Genomic DNA, 23,606 nt, shown 5'->3' with positions numbered 1-23,606 from the left:
TTTTTTACTCCTGATTCACGCGATTAAGCTTGCCCACAGCGGCAGCCATTAACACTTCCTGGGTGGCCCGCTCACGAGTAAATTCCCCGCTGAGATGCCCTTCATGCATGACGATGATGCGATCGCTCATGCCTAATACTTCTGGCATCTCCGATGACACCAGAATGATGCTCAAGCCATCGGCTTTGAACTGGTTAATCAGTTGATAGATCTCTTTTTTCGCGCCGACATCTACGCCACGGGTAGGTTCATCAAGGATCAACACTTTGGGGCGTGTCATCAGACCGCGGGCAATCGCCACTTTTTGCTGATTGCCACCGGAGAGCAGACCAATTGCCTGTTCCATTGACGGCGTTTTCACATTAAACAGACGAATGAAATCACTTACTGCCTGCTGTTCATCGGCATGCTTCAAACTGCCGCCAGCGCGGCTGAAGTAGCGCAGCGCGGTCAGCGACATATTCTCTTTTACTGACATACCCAGCACTAAACCGTCACGTTTACGGTCTTCGGAGATATACACAATGCCGTTTGCCAGGCCATCCTGCGGTGAACGGGTAACGACTTCATGCCCATCCAGGGTGACGTAACCGCTGGTGCGCGGCAGTGCGCCGTAGAGCACTTTCATCAGTTCGGTACGACCTGCGCCCATCAAACCAGAGACGCCAAGAATTTCGCCTTTGCGTAAAGTTAAAGAGACATCGTTAACGCCAGGTCCGCAGAGATTATCGACTTTCAGGCGGATATCTCCCGGCGCTTTGTCCAGGTGTGGATATTGATCTTCCAGCTTGCGGCCCACCATCATCTCAATCAGCGAATCTTCGGTCAGTGATGCCACTTCGCGCTCAGCAATAAATTGCCCGTCACGAAAAACAGTAACGTCATCGCAAATTTCGAAGATTTCTTTCATGCGGTGGGAGATATAGACAATACCGCGGCCTTGCGATTTCAGCTCGCGGATGACGCGGAACAGGGATTCGGTTTCGGTATCGGTCAGCGCATCGGTCGGTTCATCCATAATGATGACTTTCGACTCAAAGCTCAGCACTTTGGCAATTTCAACCATTTGCTGGTCACCGATGGAAAGATCGCCCACCAGCTTGTCACTTTTAAAACGCAGGTTAAGTTTAGCCAGCAATTTATCCGCTTCGGCATACATGGTTTTCCAGTCAATTTTGCCAAAGCGATTAACAAACTCACGACCGAGGAAAATGTTTTCGGCAATGGTTAACTGCGGGATCAGGTTCAGTTCCTGATGGATGATTCCAATGCCGGCTTCCTGGGATGATTTCGGTCCGGTAAACGTCGTTTCTTTCCCCAGCCATAAAAGCGTACCGGCATCGCGAGTATAGATACCAGTAAGCACTTTCATCATGGTGGATTTACCCGCGCCGTTTTCGCCCACCAGCGCCATCACGCGGCCAGGATAGACATTTAACGCTGCGCCCGAGAGGGCTTTTACGCCCGGGAAGGCTTTATCGATGCCTTTAAGCTGAAGTAATGCTTCCATGACGGCCTCAGAACGTCACGCCAGCATAGAGAATGATATTCGCATACGGAGAACATTCTCCGCTGCGAATTACCGCCTGACTTTCTGCGGTTTGTTGTTTGAATTGTTCATGCGTGGTGTAACGAATTTCAATGGTATTTCCCTGGTGTTTTTGCAGCTGCTCAAGGTGAGTGAGCAACGTTTCGTGGAGTTGCGGATTATGTTGTTTGATCTCTTCCGCGATAATGGCAGCCTCGACCTGCATTTCATTTGTGACGACGCCCAGCACCTGCATAAAAGAAGGTACCCCCTGGGTTAATGCCATATCGATACGCGTTGTACTTTTGGGGATGGGTAAACCAGCATCACACACCACCAGCGTATCGGTATGTCCCAGACGGGAGATCACCGAAGAAATATCAGAATTAAGAACGGTGCCTTTTTTCATTTTTTTCTCCATCAGCGAAACGTTTCGCTGACCCGCAGTTTAATCCTGACTGAGTTGGGAAAACCATCGTGACGTTACGGAAATGTGATCAACATCGAAACGTTTTACATGGTGATTAACCATGAAAACAAAAACGCCCCCTTATGGAGAAAGGAGGCGTCTGGCGTTAAATTTCGACCTGAGTACCCAGTTCGATAACCCTGTTTGGCGGGATTTCAAATTGATCCGGTGCGCGCAGCGCATTACGTTGCAACAGCAAATACAGCTTGCCGCGCAAACGCAAATACCACGGACGTTTGCCGAGGATCAGTGATTCATGCGACATAAAGAAGGAGGTTTCCATCATCCGGCAACTTAATCCTTCCAGACCACAGCGGTGGAAAACTTCTTCCACGTTTGGCGTTTCCCGCCATCCATAACTTGCCACCACGCGCCAGAAAGTGGGCGACAGTTGTTCAATCTGTACCCGACGGACGTTATGGACATAAGGCGCGTCTTCGGTGCGCAGAGTTAACAGAATCACCCGCTCATGCAATACCTTGTTATGTTTAAGGTTATGCATCAGCGCAAAGGGAATGACGTTGATTGCACGTGACATATACACCGCGGTCCCAGGCACGCGAACGGGCGGTGATTTCTCCAGCGAAGCAATCATCGCCTCCAGAGAGTTGCCATGTTCATGCATCCGCCGCAGCAAGCGGAAACGCTCGCTCTTCCAGGTGGTCATCACGATAAACATCACCGTACCGAGGCTCAATGGCAACCAGCCGCCGGAGAGCAGTTTATCGAGGTTAGCGGTGAACAATGGAATATCGACACAAAGGAAAGCAATCAGGATCAGCGCAACAAAATACTTATTCCAGTGCCAGTTCTGACGTGCCACGGTAGTCGAGAGAATAGATGTCAGCACCATGGTTCCGGTCACCGCAATCCCGTACGCCGCCGCCAGGTTGCTGGAGTGCTCAAAGCTGACAATCACAATCACGACCGCGACATAGAGCATCCAGTTCACAAACGGAATATAGATTTGCCCTGACTCCATTTCGGAGGTGTGAATAATACGCATCGGCGACAAATATCCCAGACGTACCGCCTGACGCGTCAATGAGAAGACGCCAGAAATAACCGCCTGCGAGGCAATTACCGTCGCCAGTGCGGCGATGATCAGCAGCGGGATCAGCGCCCAGTCCGGTGCCAACAGGAAGAACGGGTTCTTAATCGCTTCCGGGTTCTTTAACAACAGAGCGCCCTGGCCAAAGTAATTAAGAGTTAATGAAGGCAATACGACGGTGAACCACGCCAGGCGAATCGGGAACTTACCAAAGTGCCCCATATCAGCGTACAGCGCCTCGACACCGGTAATCGACAGCACCACTGCCCCTAACGCAATAAACGAAACCGTTTTATATTCAAGGAAGAAATGCACCGCCCACATCGGATTCAGCGCATGCAGCACTTCCGGGTTAGCAATAATGCTACGTAACCCCAGTACTGCCAGAATCAAAAACCAGGTCAGCATGATCGGCGCAAACAGCTTACCGACCATAGCCGTGCCATGTTTTTGAATCATAAATAGTAAAGTGAGAACGATGATTGAGAGGGGAACTATCCAGGTATCCAGCTGCGGGGCGACGATTTCCAGACCTTCAATGGCAGACATCACCGAAATAGCGGGTGTTATGACGACTTCACCATAGAAAAAGCTGCCGCCGATTAGCCCCATAATCACCAGCATTGATGTGGTTCGCGCCGACGTATTACGCCCGGCAAGCGACATCAACGTCAGGATCCCCCCCTCACCGGCGTTATCTGCCCGCATCACGAAGGTGAGATATTTAATGGAAACCACAAAGATTAGCAGCCAGAAGATCAGCGATAAAAAGCCAAACACGGCATCGCGTTCAACGCCAAAACCAAACTGGCCGGACAAACATTCACGAAGTGTATATAACGGGCTGGTACCAATATCGCCGTAGACAACTCCAATCGCCGCGAGGGTAATCGCGGGCAATGATTGCTTATTATCAGTGCTCATAGACTAGTCTTTCGTTGAAATATGAAATGTGTGCTTAGTCCCTTGGCCCACAAAAAAGCGCACAGTATGCACGATTAACGGCAAAATCGTACTCCTAAATGCGGCCACATTAACCTGGCTCAAAGAAAAATAACCCCCCTTTGAGACTATTTTAGCCACCAGCAAGAAACGTCTATACTCGCAATTTACGCAGAACTTTTGACGAAAGGACGCCACTTCATTATGGCTCACCCTCATTTATTAGCGGAAAGAATTTCCCGCCTGAGCAGTTCGTTGGAAAAGGGGCTTTATGAACGTAGCCACGCCATCCGCTTGTGTTTATTAGCGGCATTAAGTGGTGAAAGTATGTTCCTCCTTGGCCCGCCAGGCATTGCCAAAAGTTTGATCGCCCGGCGCTTAAAATTCGCCTTTCAGAATGCCCGCGCGTTTGAATATCTGATGACCCGCTTCTCCACGCCGGAAGAAGTTTTTGGTCCCCTTTCTATTCAGGCGCTAAAAGATGAAGGGCGCTATGAACGTTTAACCAGCGGTTACCTGCCGGAAGCAGAAATCGTCTTTCTTGATGAGATCTGGAAAGCGGGCCCGGCAATTCTTAATACCTTGCTCACCGCCATTAACGAGCGCCAGTTCCGTAACGGTGCACACGTAGAAAAAATCCCGATGCGTCTGCTGGTGGCGGCCTCCAACGAGCTGCCGGAAGCAGACAGCAGTCTGGAAGCGTTATATGACCGCATGCTGATTCGTCTGTGGTTAGATAAAGTGCAGGATAAAGCGAATTTCCGCTCCATGCTGACCAGTCAACAGGATGAAAATGACAATCCTGTTCCTGCCTCCTTGCTGGTCACTGATGAAGAATATGAACGCTGGCAGAAAGAGATTGGTGAAATTACGCTGCCCGATCATGTATTTGAGCTGATTTTTATGCTGCGCCAGCAACTGGATAAATTACCGGATGCGCCTTATGTCTCGGATCGTCGCTGGAAAAAAGCGATCCGCTTATTGCAGGCCAGCGCCTTTTTTAGCGGTCGCAGTGCTGTTGCCCCGGTAGATCTCATTTTGCTGAAAGATTGCCTGTGGTATGACGCGCAAAGCCTGAATTTGATACAACAACAAATTGATGTATTGATGACCGGTCATGCCTGGCAACAGCAAGGGATGTTGACCCGCCTGGGCGCGATTGTGCAACGTCACCTGCAACTACAGCAGCAACAAAGCGATAAAACAGCCTTAACGGTAATTCGTCTGGGCGGCATTTTCAGCCGTCGTCAGCAGTATCAACTCCCTGTTAACGTTACTGCTTCCACTCTGACTCTGCTGCTGCAAAAACCGTTAAAACTGCATGATATGGAAGTGGTTCATATCTCCTTTGAGCGTAACGCGCTGGAACAGTGGCTGAGTAAAGGTGGTGAAATTCGCGGCAAACTGAACGGTATCGGCTTTGCCCAGAAACTGAATCTGGAAGTTGATAGTGCCCAACATCTTGTTGTACGCGATGTAAGTTTACAAGGCAGTACGCTGGCACTTCCCGGTTCATCGGCTGAAGGTCTGCCAGGTGAAATAAAACAACAACTGGAAGAGCTTGAAAGCGACTGGCGTAAGCAACACGCTTTATTCAGCGAACAGCAAAAATGTCTGTTTATCCCTGGCGACTGGTTAGGTCGCATTGAAGCCAGCCTACAGGATGTCGGCGCACAGATTCGCCAGGCACAACAATGCTAACGCTGGATACGCTTAATGTGATGCTGGCCGTCAGCGAAGAGGGATTGATCGAAGAGATGATCATCGCGCTGCTGGCCTCACCGCAGCTGGCAGTCTTCTTTGAAAAATTCCCACGACTGAAGGCGGCAATCACTGATGATGTTCCCCGCTGGCGTGAGGCGCTGCGCAGTCGGCTGAAAGATGCCCGAGTCCCGCCGGAACTCACCGAAGAGGTGATGTGCTATCAGGTAAGCCAGCTCCTCTCCACGCCGCAGTTTATTGTGCAGCTACCACAGATCCTGGACTTACTGCATCGTCTGAATTCCCCATGGGCAGAACAAGCCCGACAGTTGGTTGATGCTAACAGCACGATCACTTCAGCGTTACACACACTTTTTCTCCAGCGTTGGCGTTTAAGTCTGATCGTGCAAGCAACGACGTTAAATCAACAGCTATTAGAAGAAGAACGCGAACAACTGTTGAGTGAAGTTCAGGAACGCATGACGCTGAGCGGGCAACTTGAACCGATTCTCGCAGATAACAATACCGCAGCTGGTCGTCTGTGGGATATGAGCGCCGGTCAGCTTAAACGTGGCGACTATCAGTTGATTGTGAAATACGGTGAATTTCTTAACGAACAGCCGGAACTGAAACGCCTGGCAGAACAGTTGGGGCGTTCCCGGGAAGCCAAATCAATACCGCGCAACGATGCGCAGATGGAAACCTTCCGTACCATGGTGCGCGAACCGGCGACCGTTCCTGAGCAGGTTGATGGACTGCAACAAAGCGACGATATTTTACGCCTTCTACCACCGGAATTGGCGACGCTGGGGATAACGGAACTGGAATATGAGTTTTATCGTCGGCTGGTGGAAAAACAGTTGCTCACCTATCGCCTTCACGGTGAGTCGTGGCGTGAAAAAGTGATCGAACGCCCGGTAGTTCATAAAGATTACGACGAACAGCCGCGCGGACCGTTTATTGTCTGCGTGGATACTTCCGGCTCAATGGGCGGCTTTAATGAACAGTGTGCGAAAGCGTTCTGTCTGGCATTGATGCGCATAGCCCTCGCTGAAAATCGTCGCTGCTTTATTATGTTATTTTCCACCGAGATCGTCCGTTATGAGCTTTCAGGCCCACAAGGCATCGAACAAGCAATCCGTTTTTTAAGCCAGCAGTTTCGTGGCGGTACCGATCTTGCCAGTTGTTTTCGCGCCATTATGGAACGCTTGCAAAGTCGGGAGTGGTTTGACGCCGATGCGGTGGTGATTTCTGATTTTATCGCCCAGCGGTTGCCTGACGACGTGACGAGCAAAGTGAAAGAGTTGCAGCGGGTACATCAGCATCGCTTTCATGCCGTGGCGATGTCGGCACATGGCAAACCCGGCATCATGCGCATTTTCGATCATATCTGGCGCTTTGATACCGGGATGCGAAGCCGCCTGCTCAGACGCTGGCGGCGATAAACAATTACAGCAGAGAAGGGACGCTCTCGCGAACAGCTGCCGGCCATACACCACACTGAACCTGGCCGATATGTGGCAGTTGCAGCAGCAGCATGGTCAAACGAGACTGCCCGATACCGCCGCCGATGGTCTGCGGCATTTCACCGCGCAGCAGCGCCTGATGCCACTCCAGCTGCAGACGATCTTCATCACCGGTCAGCGCCAGCTGATGTTTCAACGTATCGGCATCCACGCGAATCCCCATGGAAGAAAGCTCAAACGCATCTTCCAGTACCGGGTTCCATACCAGAATATCGCCGTTCAGACCCGCATGGCCCAGCTCTGACGGGGTGCTCCAGTCATCATAATCCGGTGCGCGCACGTCGTGACGATGACCATCACTCAACTTGCCGCCAATCCCGACGAGGAATACCGCGCCAAGATCTTTCGCAATCGCCCGCTCACGTCCTTTGGCATCGAGATCCGGATAACGAGCCAGTAACTCCTGGCTGTGTACGAAGTGGATCTGATCCGGCAGGAACGGTGCCAGGCCAAACTCTTCGCTAACTGCAGCTTCGGTTGCTTTAATTCCCGCCCAGATCGCCTCTACCGTGCTTTTCAGAGTCGAGAATTGACGCTCGCCGTCGCCCATTACGCGCTCCCAGTCCCACTGGTCTACATAGATCGAGTGCAGCGGGGAAAGACGGTCTTCATCGGGGCGAAGGGCTTTCATGTGCGTGTATAGCCCTTCGCCCGCGCTGAAGTCATGTTGCCCTAAGGTCTGACGTTTCCACTTCGCCAGTGAATGAACCACTTCGAACTGGGCATCAGGCAGAGCTTTCACTTTTACCTGCACCGCTTTTTCACAGCCCGACAAGTTATCCTGCGTGCCATCCCCCACACGGCTAAGAATCGGCGCCTGGACTTCGATCAGCCCCAGACGTTCTTCCAGTTGACGAGAAAAGTGAGATTTCACGAAGCTAATTTGACGTTGTTTGGCAATGTAAGCGGTTTTCATTTTTTATACTCCTGCGTCCTGTTGCTTATGATTAAGCAACAAAAACCGACACACATGCAATAATCATTCAATAAAAAGCCTCATGCACTTTTGATTCATTAAAAAAGAGGGCTAAAATAGAATGAATCATCAATCCGCATAAGAAAATCCTATGGAAAATTATCTGATCGACAATCTGGACCGTGGCATCCTGGAAGCATTAATGGGCAATGCGCGCACCGCTTACGCCGAACTGGCGAAACAATTTGGCGTCAGTCCGGGGACAATTCACGTTCGAGTAGAGAAAATGAAGCAGGCGGGGATCATTACCGGGGCACGTATTGATGTCAGCCCGAAGCAGCTCGGTTATGACGTAGGCTGCTTTATCGGCATTATATTAAAGAGCGCCAAAGACTATCCTTCCGCGCTGGCAAAGCTGGAAAGCCTCGATGAAGTCACTGAAGCCTATTACACAACTGGCCACTACAGCATCTTTATCAAAGTGATGTGCCGTTCGATCGATGCTCTCCAGCATGTACTTATCAACAAGATCCAAACAATTGATGAAATTCAGTCCACCGAGACACTGATCGTCCTGCAAAACCCGATCATGCGTACCATTAAGCCATGATCAGCTTTTTTAATCCCATACTTTTCCACAGGTAGATCCCAACGCGTTCACAGCGTACAATACGCCACTCTTAATAAAGGTGGCGGTTTATGGCAGATATCACTCTTATCAGCGGCAGCACCCTCGGCGGTGCCGAATATGTGGCAGAACACCTGGCTGAAAAGCTGGAAGAGGCGGGTTTTACCACCGAAACGCTGCACGGTCCGCTGTTGGAAGATTTATCTGCCTCGGGGATCTGGCTGGTTATCAGCTCAACCCACGGTGCCGGAGATATTCCGGACAACCTTTCTCCTTTCTATGAAGCATTGCAGGAACAGAAGCCCGATCTTTCTGCGGTCCGCTTTGGCGCTATCGGTATTGGCAGTCGTGAATATGACACCTTTTGTGGGGCTATCGATAAACTCGAGGCAGAACTCAAAAATTCCGGTGCAAAACAGACAGGCGAAACACTGAAGATCAACATCCTTGATCACGACATTCCGGAAGATCCGGCAGAAGAATGGCTGGGATCGTGGATTAATTTACTCAAATAAGTATACAGATCGTGCGATCTGTTGTGGATAACTCTGGTAGGAAACTTGGATCAACCGGTAGTTATCCAAAGAACAACGGTTGTTCAGTTTTTGAGTTGTGTATAACCCTTCATTCTGATCCCAGCTTATACGGACCAGGATCACCGATCATTCACAGCTAATGATCCTTGCCAGGTTGTTGATCTTAAACGCCGGATCCTTGTTATCCACAAGGTAGTGGGATCCTAATAAGAGATCACAATAGAACAGATCTCTAAATAAATAGATCTTCTTTTTAATACCCAGGATCCCAGGTCTTTCTCAAGCCAACAAAGTTGAGTAGAATCCACGGCCCGGGCTTCATCCATTTTCATACCGCGTTATGCGAGGCAATCACCATGTTTTATCCGGATCCTTTTGACGTCATCATCATTGGCGGGGGTCATGCAGGCACCGAGGCCGCGATGGCCGCGGCGCGTATGGGTCAACAGACTCTGCTTTTGACACACAATATCGACACTCTGGGGCAGATGAGCTGCAACCCGGCGATCGGCGGTATTGGGAAGGGACATCTGGTAAAAGAAGTGGATGCACTCGGCGGTCTGATGGCGAAAGCGATCGATCAAGCAGGCATCCAGTTTAGGATACTAAACGCCAGCAAAGGTCCGGCTGTTCGTGCTACCCGTGCTCAGGCGGATCGCGTACTCTATCGCCAGGCGGTACGCACGGCGCTGGAGAATCAACCGAATCTGATGATCTTCCAGCAGGCGGTTGAAGATCTTATTGTCGAAAACGATCGCGTGGTCGGTGCTGTTACCCAAATGGGACTGAAGTTCCGTGCCAAAGCCGTCGTGCTCACCGTTGGGACGTTCCTCGACGGTAAAATTCATATCGGTCTGGATAACTACAGCGGTGGCCGTGCTGGTGATCCGCCGTCCATTCCGCTCTCTCGCCGTTTGCGTGAACTGCCGCTGCGCGTTGGTCGTCTGAAAACCGGGACACCGCCGCGTATTGATGCGCGTACTATCGACTTCAGCGTGCTGGCGCAACAGCATGGCGATAACCCAATGCCGGTATTCTCGTTTATGGGCAATGCGTCCCAGCATCCCCAGCAGGTGCCGTGTTATATCACTCATACCAACGAGAAAACCCATGATGTGATCCGCAGTAACCTCGATCGTAGCCCAATGTACGCAGGGGTGATCGAAGGTGTCGGCCCACGCTACTGCCCGTCGATCGAAGACAAAGTCATGCGCTTCGCCGACAGAAATCAGCATCAGATCTTCCTTGAACCGGAAGGGCTGACCTCTAACGAAATTTATCCGAACGGTATCTCCACCAGCCTGCCGTTCGATGTGCAGATGCAAATCGTCCGCTCCATGCAGGGGATGGAAAACGCGAAGATCGTGCGTCCGGGTTATGCCATTGAGTATGACTTCTTCGATCCTCGCGACCTGAAACCGACGCTGGAGAGCAAGTTTATCCAGGGGCTGTTCTTTGCTGGTCAGATTAACGGCACTACCGGTTACGAAGAAGCCGCTGCGCAAGGTTTGCTGGCTGGTCTTAACGCTGCTCGCCTGTCTGCTGACAAAGAAGGTTGGGCTCCGGCACGTTCTCAGGCGTATCTCGGTGTACTGGTTGATGACCTGTGCACTTTAGGAACCAAAGAACCGTACCGTATGTTTACCTCGCGTGCAGAATATCGCCTGATGCTACGCGAAGATAATGCGGATCTGCGTTTGACTGAAATCGGTCGTGAACTGGGCCTGGTGGATGACGAACGTTGGGCGCGCTTTAACGAGAAGCTTGAGAATATCGAGCGTGAGCGTCAGCGTCTGAAATCGACATGGGTAACCCCGTCGGCGGAAGCTGCAGCCGAAGTGAATGCTCACCTGACTGCGCCGCTTTCCCGTGAAGCCAGTGGTGAAGATCTGCTGCGTCGTCCGGAAATGACTTATGAAAAATTAACCATGCTGACGCCTTTTGCCCCTGCGTTGACAGACGAACAGGCGGCGGAACAGGTTGAGATTCAGGTTAAATACGAAGGTTATATTGCGCGCCAGCAAGATGAGATCGAAAAGCAGCAGCGTAACGAGAATACCTTGCTGCCAGCGACGCTGGATTACCGCCAGGTATCCGGTCTTTCTAACGAAGTGATCGCCAAACTTAACGATCACAAACCGGCTTCTATCGGTCAGGCTTCGCGTATTTCTGGCGTCACGCCTGCTGCCATCTCCATTCTACTGGTGTGGCTAAAAAAACAGGGTATGCTGCGTCGTAGCGCATAACGCATTAAAAATGCCTGGTAAGCACCCGCTTACCGGGCTACGCATCAAGAACAGGTAATCACCGTGCTCAACAAACTCTCCTCTCTGCTGAAAGACGCAGGAATTTCGCTTACCGATCACCAGAAAAACCAGCTAATTGCCTACGTGAATATGCTGCATAAATGGAATAAAGCGTACAACCTGACTTCGGTCCGCGATCCTAATGAGATGCTGGTACGCCATATTCTCGATAGCATTGTGGTGGCACCGTATCTGCAAGGTGATCGGTTTATCGATGTCGGCACCGGACCAGGACTGCCTGGCATTCCACTCTCTATCGTGCGTCCTGAAGCCCATTTCACGTTGTTGGATAGCCTTGGTAAACGCGTGCGTTTCCTTCGTCAGGTGCAACATGAGCTTAAACTGGAGAATATTGAGCCAGTACAGAGCAGGGTAGAAGAGTTTCCTTCTGAGCCGCCATTTGATGGCGTAATTAGCCGCGCCTTTGCCTCTCTGAACGATATGGTGAGCTGGTGCCACCATCTTCCTGGTGAGCAAGGTCGTTTCTACGCGCTGAAAGGCCAAATACCGGAAGATGAAATCGCTTTGTTGCCCGAAGAATATCAGGTCGAATCAGTGGTTAAACTTCACGTTCCGGCCCTGGATGGCGAACGTCATCTGGTGGTGATTAAAGCAAATAAAATTTAATTTTTATCAAAAAAAACATAAAAAAATGACCGGTTAGACTGTTAACAACAACCAGGTTTTCTACTGATATAACTGGTTACATTTAACGCCACGTTCACTCTTTTGCATCAACGAGCTAACGTGGCTTTTTTGGGTAAGCAGAAAATAAGTCAGCAGTGAAAATATCAGGCTGCTAAAAATCGGCGCTAAGAACCATAATCATCTGTTAAAACATTATTAAAAATGTCAATGGGTGGTTTTTGTTGTGTAAATGTCACTTATTAAAAGAGTGTCTGTTTTTGGACTTAAATATCATAAACTTGCAATGGCATCATTTGCCAAGTAAATAAATATGCTGTGCGCGAACATGCTCAATATGTGATCTGAAGCACGCTTTATCGCCAGTGTTTACGCGTTATTTACAGTTTTTCATGATCGAACAGCGTTAGCAGAAAAGTCGCAATTGTATGCACTGGAAAAATATTTAAACATTTATTCACCTTTTGGCTACTTATTGTTTGAAATCACGGGGGCGCACCGTATAATTTGACCGCTTTTTGATGCTTGACTCTAAGCCTTAAAGAAAGTTTTATACGACACGCGGCATACCTCGAAGGGAGCAGGAGTGAAAAACGTGATGTCTGTGTCGCTCGTGAGTCGAAACGTTGCTCGGAAGCTTCTGCTCGTTCAGTTACTGGTGGTGATAGCAAGTGGATTGCTGTTCAGCCTCAAAGACCCCTTCTGGGGCGTCTCTGCATTAAGTGGAGGCCTGGCAGTCTTTCTGCCTAACGTTTTGTTTATGATATTTGCCTGGCGTCACCAGGCACATACACCAGCGAAAGGCCGGGTGGCCTGGACATTCGCATTTGGCGAAGCTTTCAAAGTTCTGGCGATGTTGGTGTTACTGGTGGTGGCGTTGGCGGTTTTAAAGGCGGTATTCTTGCCGCTGATCGTTACGTGGGTTTTGGTGCTGGTGGTTCAGATACTGGCACCGGCTGTAATTAACAACAAAGGGTAAAAGGCATCATGGCTTCAGAAAATATGACGCCGCAGGATTACATAGGACACCACCTGAATAACCTTCAGCTGGACCTGCGTACATTCTCGCTGGTGGATCCGCATAACCCCCCAGCCACCTTCTGGACAATCAATATTGACTCCATGTTCTTCTCGGTGGTGCTGGGTCTGTTGTTCCTGGTTTTATTCCGTAGTGTAGCCAAAAAGGCGACCAGCGGCGTGCCAGGTAAGTTTCAGACCGCGATTGAGCTGGTGATCGGCTTTGTTAATGGTAGCGTGAAAGACATGTACCATGGCAAAAGCAAGCTGATTGCTCCGCTGGCCCTGACGATTTTCGTCTGGGTATTCCTGATGAACTTGATGGACTTACTGCCTATCGATCTGCTGCCGTACATCGCTGAACATGTACTGGGGCTGCCGGCACTGCGTGTGGTTCCGTCTGCGGACGTGAACGTAACGCTGTCTATGGCACTGGGCGTATTTATCCTGATTCTGTTCTACAGCATCAAAATGAAAGGCATCGGCGGCTTCACGAAAGAGTTGACGCTGCAGCCGTTCAATCACTGGGCGTTCATTCCTGTCAACTTAATCCTTGAAGGGGTAAGCCTGCTGTCCAAACCAGTTTCACTCGGTTTGCGACTGTTCGGTAACATGTATGCCGGTGAGCTGATTTTCATTCTGATTGCTGGTCTGTTGCCGTGGTGGTCACAGTGGATCCTGAATGTGCCGTGGGCCATTTTCCACATCCTGATCATTACGCTGCAAGCCTTCATCTTCATGGTTCTGACGATCGTCTATCTGTCGATGGCGTCTGAAGAACATTAATTTACCAACACTACTACGTTTTAACTGAAACAAACTGGAGACTGTCATGGAAAACCTGAATATGGATCTGCTGTACATGGCTGCCGCTGTGATGATGGGTCTGGCGGCAATCGGTGCTGCGATCGGTATCGGCATCCTCGGGGGTAAATTCCTGGAAGGCGCAGCGCGTCAACCTGATCTGATTCCTCTGCTGCGTACTCAGTTCTTTATCGTTATGGGTCTGGTGGATGCTATCCCGATGATCGCTGTAGGTCTGGGTCTGTACGTGATGTTCGCTGTCGCGTAGTAAGCGTTGCTTTTATTTAAAGAGCAATATCAGAACGTTAACTAAATAGAGGCATTGTGCTGTGAATCTTAACGCAACAATCCTCGGCCAGGCCATCGCGTTTGTCCTGTTCGTTCTGTTCTGCATGAAGTACGTATGGCCGCCATTAATGGCAGCCATCGAAAAACGTCAAAAAGAAATTGCTGACGGCCTTGCTTCCGCAGAACGAGCACATAAGGACCTTGACCTTGCAAAGGCCAGCGCGACCGACCAGCTGAAAAAAGCGAAAGCGGAAGCCCAGGTAATCATCGAGCAGGCGAACAAACGCCGCTCGCAGATTCTGGACGAAGCTAAAGCTGAAGCAGAGCAGGAACGTACTAAAATCGTGGCCCAGGCGCAGGCGGAAATTGAAGCCGAGCGTAAACGTGCCCGTGAAGAGCTGCGTAAGCAAGTTGCTATCCTGGCTGTTGCTGGCGCCGAGAAGATCATCGAACGTTCCGTGGATGAAGCTGCTAACAGCGACATCGTGGATAAACTTGTCGCTGAACTGTAAGGAGGGAGGGGCTGATGTCTGAATTTATTACGGTAGCTCGCCCCTACGCCAAAGCAGCTTTTGACTTTGCCGTCGAACACCAAAGTGTAGAACGCTGGCAGGACATGCTGGCGTTTGCCGCCGAGGTAACCAAAAACGAACAAATGGCAGAGCTTCTCTCTGGCGCGCTTGCGCCAGAAACGCTCGCCGAGTCGTTTATCGCAGTTTGTGGTGAGCAACTGGACGAAAACGGTCAGAACCTGATTCGGGTTATGGCTGAAAATGGTCGTCTTAACGCGCTCCCGGATGTTCTGGAGCAGTTTATTCACCTGCGTGCTGTGAGTGAGGCTACCGCTGAGGTAGACGTCATTTCCGCTGCCGCGTTGAGTGAACAACAGCTCGCGAAAATTTCTGCTGCGATGGAAAAACGTCTGTCACGCAAAGTTAAGCTGAATTGCAAAATCGATAAGTCTGTAATGGCAGGCGTTATCATCCGAGCGGGTGATATGGTCATTGATGGCAGCGTACGCGGTCGTCTTGAGCGCCTTGCAGACGTCTTGCAGTCTTAAGGGGACTGGAGCATGCAACTGAATTCCACCGAAATCAGCGAACTGATCAAGCAGCGCATTGCTCAGTTCAATGTTGTGAGTGAAGCTCACAACGAAGGTACTATTGTTTCTGTAAGTGACGGTGTTATCCGCATCCACGGCCTGGCCGATTGTATGCAGGGTGAAATGATCTCCCTGCCGGGTAACCGTTACGCTATCGCACTGAACCTCGAGCGTGACTCTGTAGGTGCGGTTGTTATGGGTCCGTACGCTGACCTTGCCGAAGGCATGAAAGTTAAGTGTACTGGCCGTATCCTGGAAGTTCCGGTTGGCCGTGGCCTGCTGGGCCGTGTGGTTAACACTCTGGGTGCACCAATCGACGGTAAAGGTCCGCTGGATCACGACGGCTTCTCTGCTGTAGAAGCTATCGCCCCGGGCGTTATCGAACGTCAGTCCGTAGATCAGCCGGTACAGACCGGTTATAAAGCCGTTGACTCCATGATCCCAATCGGTCGTGGTCAGCGTGAATTGATCATCGGTGACCGTCAGACCGGTAAAACCGCACTGGCAATCGATGCCATCATTAACCAGCGCGATTCCGGTATCAAATGTATCTATGTCGCTATCGGCCAGAAAGCGTCCACTATTTCTAACGTGGTACGTAAACTGGAAGAGCACGGCGCACTGGCTAACACCATCGTTGTGGTAGCAACCGCGTCTGAATCCGCTGCACTGCAATACCTGGCGCCGTATGCCGGTTGCGCAATGGGCGAATACTTCCGTGACCGCGGTGAAGATGCGCTGATCATTTACGATGACCTGTCTAAACAGGCTGTTGCTTACCGTCAGATCTCCCTGCTGCTCCGTCGTCCGCCAGGACGTGAAGCATTCCCGGGCGACGTATTCTACCTCCACTCTCGTCTGCTGGAGCGTGCTGCGCGTGTTAACGCCGAATACGTTGAAGCCTTCACCAAAGGTGAAGTGAAAGGGAAAACCGGTTCTCTGACCGCGCTGCCGATTATCGAAACTCAGGCGGGTGACGTTTCTGCGTTCGTTCCGACTAACGTAATCTCCATTACCGATGGTCAGATCTTCCTGGAAACCAACCTGTTCAACGCCGGTATTCGTCCTGCGGTTAACCCGGGTATCTCCGTATCCCGTGTTGGTGGTGCAGCACAGACCAAGATCATGAAAAAACTGTCCGGTGGTATCCGTACCGCTCTGGCACAGTATCGTGAACTGGCAGCGTTCTCTCAGTTTGCATCCGACCTTGACGATGCAACACGTAAGCAGCTTGACCACGGTCAGAAAGTGACCGAACTGCTGAAACAGAAACAGTATGCGCCGATGTCCGTAGCGCAACAGTCTCTGGTTCTGTTCGCAGCAGAACGTGGTTACCTGGCGGATGTTGAACTGTCGAAAATCGGCAGCTTCGAAGCCGCTCTGCTGGCTTACGTCGACCGTGATCACGCTCCGTTGATGCAAGAGATCAACCAGACCGGTGGCTACAACGACGAAATCGAAGGCAAGCTGAAAGGCATCCTCGATTCCTTCAAAGCAACCCAATCCTGGTAACGTCTGGCGGCTTGCCTTAGGGCAGGCCGCAAGGCATTGAGGAGAAGCTCATGGCCGGCGCAAAAGAGATACGTAGTAAGATCGCAAGCGTCCAGAACACGCAAAAGATCACTAAAGCGATGGAGATGGTCGCCGCTTCCAAAATGCGTAAATCGCAGGATCGCATGGCGGCCAGCCGTCCTTATGCAGAAACCATGCGCAAAGTGATTGGTCACCTTGCACACGGTAATCTGGAATATAAGCACCCATACCTGGAAGACCGCGACGTTAAACGCGTGGGCTACCTGGTGGTGTCGACCGACCGTGGTTTGTGCGGTGGTTTGAACATTAACCTGTTCAAAAAACTGCTGGCGGAAATGAAGACCTGGACCGACAAAGGCGTTCAATGCGACCTCGCAATGATCGGCTCAAAAGGTGTGTCTTTCTTCAACTCCGTGGGCGGCAATGTTGTTGCCCAGGTCACCGGCATGGGGGATAACCCTTCCCTGTCCGAACTGATCGGTCCGGTAAAAGTGATGTTGCAGGCCTACGATGAAGGCCGTCTGGACAAGCTTTACATTGTCAGCAACAAATTTATTAACACCATGTCTCAGGTTCCGACCATCAGCCAGCTGTTGCCGTTACCGGCATCAGATGATGATGATCTGAAACATAAATCCTGGGATTACCTGTACGAACCCGATCCGAAGGCGTTGCTGGATACCCTGCTGCGTCGTTATGTCGAATCTCAGGTTTATCAGGGCGTGGTTGAAAACCTGGCCAGCGAGCAGGCCGCCCGTATGGTGGCGATGAAAGCCGCGACCGACAATGGCGGCAGCCTGATTAAAGAGCTGCAGTTGGTATACAACAAAGCTCGTCAGGCCAGCATTACTCAGGAACTCACCGAGATCGTCTCGGGGGCCGCCGCGGTTTAAACAGGTTATTTCGTAGAGGATTTAAGATGGCTACTGGAAAGATTGTCCAGGTAATCGGCGCCGTAGTTGACGTCGAATTCCCTCAGGATGCCGTACCGCGCGTGTACGATGCTCTTGAGGTGCAAAATGGTAATGAGCGTCTGGTGCTGGAAGTTCAGCAGCAGCTCGGCGGCGGTATCGTGCGTACCATCGCAATGGGTTCCTCCGACGGTCTGCGTCGCGGTCTGGATGTAAAAGACCTCGAACACCCGATCGAAGTCCCGGTAGGTAAAGCGACTCTGGGCCGTATCATGAACGTACTGGGTGAACCGGTCGACATGAAAGGCGAGATCGGTGAAGAAGAGCGTTGGGCGATTCACCGCGCAGCACCTTCCTACGAAGAGCTGTCAAACTCTCAGGAACTGCTGGAAACCGGTATCAAAGTTATCGACCTGATGTGTCCGTTCGCTAAGGGCGGTAAAGTCGGTCTGTTCGGTGGTGCGGGTGTAGGTAAAACCGTAAACATGATGGAGCTTATTCGTAACATCGCGATCGAGCACTCCGGTTACTCTGTGTTTGCGGGCGTAGGTGAACGTACTCGTGAGGGTAACGACTTCTACCACGAAATGACCGACTCCAACGTTATCGACAAAGTATCCCTGGTATATGGCCAGATGAACGAGCCGCCGGGAAACCGTCTGCGCGTTGCACTGACCGGCCTGACCATGGCTGAGAAATTCCGTGACGAAGGTCGTGACGTTCTGCTGTTCGTTGACAACATCTATCGTTACACCCTGGCCGGTACGGAAGTATCCGCACTGCTGGGCCGTATGCCTTCAGCGGTAGGTTATCAGCCGACTCTGGCGGAAGAGATGGGCGTTCTTCAGGAACGTATCACCTCCACCAAAACTGGTTCTATCACCTCCGTACAGGCGGTATACGTACCTGCGGATGACTTGACTGACCCGTCTCCGGCAACCACCTTTGCGCACCTTGACGCAACCGTGGTACTGAGCCGTCAGATCGCGTCTCTGGGTATCTACCCGGCCGTTGACCCGCTGGACTCTACCAGCCGTCAGTTGGACCCGCTGGTGGTTGGTCAGGAACACTACGACACCGCGCGTGGCGTTCAGTCCATCCTGCAACGTTATCAGGAACTGAAAGACATCATCGCCATCCTGGGTATGGATGAACTGTCTGAAGAAGACAAACTGGTGGTAGCGCGCGCTCGTAAGATCCAGCGCTTCCTGTCCCAGCCGTTCTTCGTGGCAGAAGTATTCACCGGTTCTCCGGGTAAATACGTCTCCCTGAAAGACACCATCCGTGGCTTTAAAGGCATCATGGAAGGCGAATACGATCACCTGCCGGAGCAGGCGTTCTACATGGTCGGTTCCATCGAAGAAGCTGTGGAAAAAGCCAAAAAACTTTAACGCCTTAATCGGAGGGTGATATGGCAATGACTTACCACCTGGACGTCGTCAGCGCAGAGCAACAAATGTTCTCTGGTCTGGTCGAGAAAATCCAGGTAACGGGTAGCGAAGGTGAACTGGGCATTTACCCTGGCCACGCACCGCTGCTCACCGCCATTAAGCCTGGTATGATTCGCATCGTGAAACAGCACGGTCACGAAGAGTTTATCTATCTGTCTGGCGGCATTCTTGAAGTGCAGCCTGGCAACGTGACCGTTCTGGCCGACACCGCAATTCGCGGCCAGGATCTCGACGAAGCGCGAGCCATGGAAGCGAAACGTAAGGCTGAAGAGCACATTAGCAGCTCTCACGGCGACGTAGATTACGCTCAGGCGTCTGCGGAACTGGCCAAAGCGATCGCGCAGTTGCGCGTTATCGAGTTGACCAAAAAAGCGATGTAACACCGGCTTGAAAAGCACAAAAGCCAGTCTGGAAACAGACTGGCTTTTTTTTACGCGTATTGACCCGTCCTGAAGAGCGTTCACATAGATCCTGCTGATATAAAACCCCCTGTTTCCCGTTTATTCATTGATCGAAATAAGAGCAAAAACATCCACCTGACGCTTAAATGAAGGTACTGCCTTAATTTTCTGCAGACAAAAGGCGTGACGATGGTCGAAAATGGCGCTTTCGTCAGCGGGGATAATCCGTTATTGAACAATTTATCCTCTGTCCATTTCACGATGAAAAAAATGTAGTTTTTTCAAGGTGAAGCGGTTTAAATTCGTTCTCAAATTACAGTCAGGACGCGTATGTTGAATAATGCTATGAGCGTAGTGATCCTTGCCGCAGGTAAAGGCACGCGCATGTATTCCGATCTTCCGAAAGTGCTGCATACCCTTGCCGGGAAAGCGATGGTTCAGCATGTCATTGATGCTGCGAATGAATTAGGCGCAGCGCACGTTCACCTGGTGTACGGTCACGGCGGCGATCTGCTTAAACAGGCGTTGAAAGACGATAACCTGAACTGGGTGCTTCAGGCAGAACAGCTGGGTACGGGCCATGCAATGCAGCAAGCCGCACCTTTTTTTGCCGATGACGAAGACATTTTAATGCTCTACGGCGACGTGCCGCTGATCTCTGTTGAAACACTCCAGCGCCTGCGTGATGCTAAACCGCAGGGTGGCATTGGTCTGCTGACGGTGAAACTGGATGATCCGACCGGTTATGGACGTATCACCCGTGAAAACGGCAAAGTTACCGGCATTGTTGAGCACAAAGATGCCACCGACGAGCAGCGTCAGATTCAGGAGATCAACACCGGCATTCTGATCGCCAACGGCGCAGATATGAAACGCTGGCTGGCGAAGCTGACCAATAATAATGCGCAGGGCGAATACTACATCACCGACATTATTGCGCTGGCGTATCAGGAAGGACGTGAAATTGTTGCCGTTCATCCGCAACGTTTAAGCGAAGTAGAAGGCGTGAATAATCGCTTGCAACTCTCCCGACTGGAGCGCGTTTATCAGTCCGAACAAGCTGAAAAGCTGCTGTTAGCAGGCGTTATGCTGCGCGATCCGGCGCGTTTTGATCTGCGCGGTACGCTTACTCACGGGCGCGATGTTGAAATTGATACTAACGTTATCATCGAGGGCAACGTGACTCTCGGTAATCGTGTGAAAATCGGCACCGGTTGCGTGATTAAAAACAGCGTGATTGGCGATGATTGCGAAATTAGCCCGTATACCGTTGTGGAAGATGCGAATCTGGCAGCGGCCTGTACCATTGGCCCGTTTGCCCGTCTGCGTCCTGGTGCTGAGTTGCTGGAAGGCGCACACGTCGGTAACTTCGTTGAGATGAAAAAAGCGCGTCTGGGTAAAGGCTCGAAAGCTGGTCATCTGACTTACCTGGGGGATGCGGAAATTGGCGATAACGTCAACATCGGCGCAGGAACCATTACCTGCAACTACGATGGTGCCAATAAATTTAAAACCATTATTGGCGACGATGTGTTTGTTGGATCCGATACTCAGCTGGTGGCCCCGGTAACGGTAGGCAAAGGCGCAACCATTGCTGCGGGTACAACTGTGACGCGTAATGTTGGCGAAAATGCTCTGGCAATCAGCCGTGTGCCGCAGTCGCAAAAAGAAGGCTGGCGTCGTCCGGTAAAGAAAAAGTAATTCTGGCTGGGTAATCCGGCCATATGGGGTGAGGAGATAACATAATCTCCCGCCCACAAGCAGTAACTATAAAAATAACCCCACTCTCTACAAAGGCTCGGGGCGCCCGAAAAACGGGCATACAGGTTGACCGACAACGATATAAATCGGAATCAAAAACTATGTGTGGAATTGTTGGCGCGATCGCGCAACGTGATGTAGCAGAAATCCTTCTTGAAGGTTTACGTCGTCTGGAATACCGCGGATATGACTCTGCCGGTCTGGCGGTTGTAGATGCAGAAGGTCATATGACCCGCCTGCGTCGCCTCGGTAAAGTCCAGATGCTGGCCCAGGCAGCGGAAGAACATCCTCTGCATGGCGGCACCGGGATTGCTCACACTCGCTGGGCGACGCACGGCGAACCTTCAGAAGTGAATGCGCATCCGCATGTTTCTGAACACATTGTGGTGGTGCATAACGGCATCATCGAAAACCATGAACCGCTGCGTGAAGCGTTAAAAGCACGTGGCTATACCTTCGTTTCTGAAACCGACACCGAAGTGATTGCACACCTGGTGAACTGGGAACTGAAACAAGGCGGTACTCTGCGTGAGGCTGTTCTGCGTGCTATTCCGCAACTGCGCGGCGCGTACGGTACGGTAATTATGGACTCCCGTCACCCGGATACCCTGCTGGCGGCTCGTTCTGGTAGCCCGCTGGTGATTGGCCTGGGCATGGGCGAAAACTTTATTGCTTCTGACCAGTTGGCGCTGTTGCCAGTGACCCGTCGCTTTATCTTCCTTGAAGAAGGCGATATTGCGGAAATCACTCGCCGTTCGGTAAACATCTTCGATAAAACTGGCGCGGAAGTGAAACGTCAGGATATCGAATCCAATCTGCAATATGACGCGGGCGATAAAGGTATTTACCGCCACTACATGCAGAAAGAGATCTACGAACAGCCGAACGCGATCAAAAACACCCTTACCGGGCGCATCAGCCACGGTCAGGTTGATTTGAGCGAGCTGGGACCGAACGCCGACGAACTGCTGTCGAAGGTTGAACATATTCAGATCCTCGCCTGTGGTACTTCTTACAACTCCGGTATGGTTTCCCGCTACTGGTTTGAAGCGCTGGCAGGTATTCCGTGCGATGTTGAAATCGCCTCTGAATTCCGCTATCGCAAATCAGCCGTGCGTCGTAACAGCCTGATGATCACTCTGTCGCAGTCCGGTGAAACCGCGGATACCCTGGCGGGTCTGCGTCTGTCAAAAGAATTGGGTTACCTTGGATCGCTGGCAATCTGTAACGTTCCTGGCTCTTCGCTGGTACGTGAATCCGATTTGGCGCTGATGACCAATGCGGGTACGGAAATTGGCGTGGCGTCCACCAAAGCATTCACCACTCAGTTAACCGTGTTGTTGATGCTGGTGGCGAAGCTGTCTCGCCTGAAAGGTCTGGATGCCTCTATTGAGCATGATATCGTGCATGGTCTGCAGGCGTTACCGAGCCGTATTGAGCAGATGCTGTCTCAGGACAAACGCATTGAAGCTCTGGCAGAAGATTTCTCTGACAAACACCACGCGCTGTTCCTGGGCCGTGGCGATCAGTACCCAATTGCGCTGGAAGGCGCATTGAAGCTGAAAGAGATCTCTTATATTCATGCGGAAGCCTACGCAGCAGGCGAACTGAAACACGGTCCGCTGGCGCTGATTGACGCGGATATGCCGGTTATCGTCGTCGCACCGAACAACGAACTGCTGGAAAAACTGAAATCCAACATTGAAGAAGTTCGTGCGCGTGGTGGTCAACTGTACGTCTTCGCCGATCAGGATGCTGGTTTTGTGAGCAGTGATAACATGCACATCATCGAGATGCCGCATGTGGAAGAGGTGATTGCACCGATCTTCTACACCGTTCCGCTGCAGCTGCTGGCCTATCACGTTGCGCTGATTAAAGGCACTGACGTTGACCAGCCGCGTAATCTGGCAAAATCGGTAACGGTTGAGTAATTTTCATCATTGATATAAAAGGGCTGCCGACGGGCGGCCTTTTTTATAAAGTGTATCAACGGTTTATTATTGATGCACAAATTAATATAAATATATTCTGAATTATTGGTGATGTCCTATTACGCACTTGATTTTTTACTGTTTTAATAATATTTATAT

Annotated in this window: 21 protein-coding genes; 17 read left to right on the top strand and 4 right to left on the bottom strand. The window is 51.1% G+C overall.

Annotated elements, in window-relative coordinates:
* Positions 1-4 precede the first annotated feature (4 nt).
* The 3 genes from rbsA to kup form a co-directional block, all read right to left on the bottom strand.
* Entirely contained in the window at positions 5-1,510 is a 1,506-nt protein-coding gene (gene rbsA, locus HEN33_RS19465; RefSeq protein ID WP_176263039.1) for a ribose ABC transporter ATP-binding protein RbsA, read from the bottom strand.
* A gap of 7 nt (positions 1,511-1,517) precedes the next feature.
* On the bottom strand, positions 1,518-1,937 hold the full coding sequence (rbsD, locus tag HEN33_RS19460; RefSeq protein WP_001355071.1) for a D-ribose pyranase: 420 nt from the start codon (positions 1,935-1,937) through the stop codon (positions 1,518-1,520).
* 166 nt (positions 1,938-2,103) lie between these two features.
* The gene (kup, locus tag HEN33_RS19455) at positions 2,104-3,972 is read right to left on the bottom strand and encodes a low affinity potassium transporter Kup (protein WP_000102332.1); all 1,869 of its coding nucleotides are present in this window, start codon (positions 3,970-3,972) and stop codon (positions 2,104-2,106) included.
* Between the two features lie 222 nt (positions 3,973-4,194).
* Here kup and ravA point away from each other — a divergent pair, with 222 nt between their 5' ends.
* Positions 4,195-5,691: an ATPase RavA gene (ravA, locus tag HEN33_RS19450; RefSeq protein ID WP_176263040.1), complete on the top strand. Its 1,497-nt coding sequence runs from the start codon at positions 4,195-4,197 to the stop codon at positions 5,689-5,691.
* Positions 5,685-7,136, top strand: coding sequence for an ATPase RavA stimulator ViaA (viaA, locus tag HEN33_RS19445; RefSeq protein ID WP_176263041.1), 1,452 nt, complete (start codon positions 5,685-5,687; stop codon positions 7,134-7,136). The genes ravA and viaA overlap by 7 nt, the downstream gene beginning before the upstream one ends.
* A gap of 4 nt (positions 7,137-7,140) precedes the next feature.
* On the opposite strand, the gene asnA is transcribed toward viaA, so the two are convergent.
* Entirely contained in the window at positions 7,141-8,133 is a 993-nt protein-coding gene (gene asnA, locus HEN33_RS19440) for an aspartate--ammonia ligase (RefSeq protein ID WP_000845090.1), read from the bottom strand.
* Positions 8,134-8,284: 151 nt separating this feature from the next.
* Between asnA and asnC the strand changes: the two genes are divergently transcribed.
* From asnC to glmS, 15 genes are all read left to right on the top strand, one after another.
* Complete coding sequence (asnC, locus tag HEN33_RS19435) at positions 8,285-8,743, top strand: transcriptional regulator AsnC (protein WP_000432970.1); 459 nt, start codon at positions 8,285-8,287, stop codon at positions 8,741-8,743.
* Positions 8,744-8,832: 89 nt separating this feature from the next.
* Positions 8,833-9,276: an FMN-binding protein MioC gene (gene mioC / locus HEN33_RS19430; RefSeq protein WP_000763742.1), complete on the top strand. Its 444-nt coding sequence runs from the start codon at positions 8,833-8,835 to the stop codon at positions 9,274-9,276.
* A gap of 377 nt (positions 9,277-9,653) precedes the next feature.
* On the top strand, positions 9,654-11,543 hold the full coding sequence (gene mnmG / locus HEN33_RS19425) for a tRNA uridine-5-carboxymethylaminomethyl(34) synthesis enzyme MnmG (protein WP_000499784.1): 1,890 nt from the start codon (positions 9,654-9,656) through the stop codon (positions 11,541-11,543).
* A gap of 63 nt (positions 11,544-11,606) precedes the next feature.
* Entirely contained in the window at positions 11,607-12,230 is a 624-nt protein-coding gene (rsmG, locus tag HEN33_RS19420) for a 16S rRNA (guanine(527)-N(7))-methyltransferase RsmG (protein WP_000932851.1), read from the top strand.
* A gap of 616 nt (positions 12,231-12,846) precedes the next feature.
* Positions 12,847-13,227 (top strand): F0F1 ATP synthase subunit I, encoded by a 381-nt coding sequence (gene atpI, locus HEN33_RS19415; protein ID WP_000116699.1) that lies wholly within the window; start codon positions 12,847-12,849, stop codon positions 13,225-13,227.
* A gap of 8 nt (positions 13,228-13,235) precedes the next feature.
* Positions 13,236-14,051 carry a F0F1 ATP synthase subunit A gene (gene atpB / locus HEN33_RS19410; RefSeq protein ID WP_000135618.1) on the top strand — a complete coding sequence of 272 codons (816 nt, stop codon included), beginning with the start codon at positions 13,236-13,238 and terminating at the stop codon, positions 14,049-14,051.
* 46 nt (positions 14,052-14,097) lie between these two features.
* Positions 14,098-14,337 (top strand): F0F1 ATP synthase subunit C, encoded by a 240-nt coding sequence (gene atpE / locus HEN33_RS19405; RefSeq protein ID WP_000429386.1) that lies wholly within the window; start codon positions 14,098-14,100, stop codon positions 14,335-14,337.
* A gap of 61 nt (positions 14,338-14,398) precedes the next feature.
* A complete protein-coding gene (atpF, locus tag HEN33_RS19400) occupies positions 14,399-14,869 on the top strand; it encodes a F0F1 ATP synthase subunit B (RefSeq protein ID WP_001052219.1) in 471 nt (156 codons plus the stop codon).
* Between the two features lie 14 nt (positions 14,870-14,883).
* Positions 14,884-15,417 (top strand): F0F1 ATP synthase subunit delta, encoded by a 534-nt coding sequence (atpH, locus tag HEN33_RS19395; RefSeq protein ID WP_001288587.1) that lies wholly within the window; start codon positions 14,884-14,886, stop codon positions 15,415-15,417.
* A 12-nt stretch (positions 15,418-15,429) separates the two neighbouring features.
* Positions 15,430-16,971 (top strand): F0F1 ATP synthase subunit alpha, encoded by a 1,542-nt coding sequence (gene atpA / locus HEN33_RS19390; RefSeq protein WP_001176745.1) that lies wholly within the window; start codon positions 15,430-15,432, stop codon positions 16,969-16,971.
* 50 nt (positions 16,972-17,021) lie between these two features.
* A complete protein-coding gene (gene atpG / locus HEN33_RS19385; protein ID WP_000896498.1) occupies positions 17,022-17,885 on the top strand; it encodes a F0F1 ATP synthase subunit gamma in 864 nt (287 codons plus the stop codon).
* Between the two features lie 26 nt (positions 17,886-17,911).
* A complete protein-coding gene (atpD, locus tag HEN33_RS19380; RefSeq protein ID WP_000190506.1) occupies positions 17,912-19,294 on the top strand; it encodes a F0F1 ATP synthase subunit beta in 1,383 nt (460 codons plus the stop codon).
* A gap of 20 nt (positions 19,295-19,314) precedes the next feature.
* On the top strand, positions 19,315-19,734 hold the full coding sequence (locus tag HEN33_RS19375; protein ID WP_001251965.1) for a F0F1 ATP synthase subunit epsilon: 420 nt from the start codon (positions 19,315-19,317) through the stop codon (positions 19,732-19,734).
* A gap of 351 nt (positions 19,735-20,085) precedes the next feature.
* Positions 20,086-21,456, top strand: coding sequence for a bifunctional UDP-N-acetylglucosamine diphosphorylase/glucosamine-1-phosphate N-acetyltransferase GlmU (gene glmU / locus HEN33_RS19370; protein WP_000933745.1), 1,371 nt, complete (start codon positions 20,086-20,088; stop codon positions 21,454-21,456).
* A 161-nt stretch (positions 21,457-21,617) separates the two neighbouring features.
* Positions 21,618-23,447, top strand: coding sequence for a glutamine--fructose-6-phosphate transaminase (isomerizing) (gene glmS, locus HEN33_RS19365; protein ID WP_000334093.1), 1,830 nt, complete (start codon positions 21,618-21,620; stop codon positions 23,445-23,447).
* Positions 23,448-23,606: the final 159 nt, after the last annotated feature.

Origin of the sequence: Escherichia sp. 94.0001 (genome assembly GCF_013369155.2) — a bacterium.
GTDB classification, from domain to species: domain Bacteria; phylum Pseudomonadota; class Gammaproteobacteria; order Enterobacterales; family Enterobacteriaceae; genus Escherichia; species Escherichia coli_F.
This window is presented reverse-complemented; position numbering and strand designations above follow the sequence as displayed.

What these genes read in the sequence shown, in the direction of transcription:
- rbsA (WP_176263039.1), bottom strand. Translation starts at nt 1,510, where the DNA reads ATGGAAGCATTACTTCAGCTTAAAGGCATCGATAAAGCCTTCCCGGGC.
- atpD (WP_000190506.1), top strand. Translation starts at nt 17,912, where the DNA reads ATGGCTACTGGAAAGATTGTCCAGGTAATCGGCGCCGTAGTTGACGTC.
- mnmG (WP_000499784.1), top strand. Translation starts at nt 9,654, where the DNA reads ATGTTTTATCCGGATCCTTTTGACGTCATCATCATTGGCGGGGGTCAT.
- atpB (WP_000135618.1), top strand. Translation starts at nt 13,236, where the DNA reads ATGGCTTCAGAAAATATGACGCCGCAGGATTACATAGGACACCACCTG.
- atpA (WP_001176745.1), top strand. Translation starts at nt 15,430, where the DNA reads ATGCAACTGAATTCCACCGAAATCAGCGAACTGATCAAGCAGCGCATT.
- viaA (WP_176263041.1), top strand. Translation starts at nt 5,685, where the DNA reads ATGCTAACGCTGGATACGCTTAATGTGATGCTGGCCGTCAGCGAAGAG.
- mioC (WP_000763742.1), top strand. Translation starts at nt 8,833, where the DNA reads ATGGCAGATATCACTCTTATCAGCGGCAGCACCCTCGGCGGTGCCGAA.
- atpI (WP_000116699.1), top strand. Translation starts at nt 12,847, where the DNA reads ATGTCTGTGTCGCTCGTGAGTCGAAACGTTGCTCGGAAGCTTCTGCTC.
- atpG (WP_000896498.1), top strand. Translation starts at nt 17,022, where the DNA reads ATGGCCGGCGCAAAAGAGATACGTAGTAAGATCGCAAGCGTCCAGAAC.
- glmS (WP_000334093.1), top strand. Translation starts at nt 21,618, where the DNA reads ATGTGTGGAATTGTTGGCGCGATCGCGCAACGTGATGTAGCAGAAATC.
- rbsD (WP_001355071.1), bottom strand. Translation starts at nt 1,937, where the DNA reads ATGAAAAAAGGCACCGTTCTTAATTCTGATATTTCTTCGGTGATCTCC.
- atpH (WP_001288587.1), top strand. Translation starts at nt 14,884, where the DNA reads ATGTCTGAATTTATTACGGTAGCTCGCCCCTACGCCAAAGCAGCTTTT.
- glmU (WP_000933745.1), top strand. Translation starts at nt 20,086, where the DNA reads ATGTTGAATAATGCTATGAGCGTAGTGATCCTTGCCGCAGGTAAAGGC.
- atpE (WP_000429386.1), top strand. Translation starts at nt 14,098, where the DNA reads ATGGAAAACCTGAATATGGATCTGCTGTACATGGCTGCCGCTGTGATG.
- HEN33_RS19375 (WP_001251965.1), top strand. Translation starts at nt 19,315, where the DNA reads ATGGCAATGACTTACCACCTGGACGTCGTCAGCGCAGAGCAACAAATG.
- kup (WP_000102332.1), bottom strand. Translation starts at nt 3,972, where the DNA reads ATGAGCACTGATAATAAGCAATCATTGCCCGCGATTACCCTCGCGGCG.
- asnA (WP_000845090.1), bottom strand. Translation starts at nt 8,133, where the DNA reads ATGAAAACCGCTTACATTGCCAAACAACGTCAAATTAGCTTCGTGAAA.
- ravA (WP_176263040.1), top strand. Translation starts at nt 4,195, where the DNA reads ATGGCTCACCCTCATTTATTAGCGGAAAGAATTTCCCGCCTGAGCAGT.
- asnC (WP_000432970.1), top strand. Translation starts at nt 8,285, where the DNA reads ATGGAAAATTATCTGATCGACAATCTGGACCGTGGCATCCTGGAAGCA.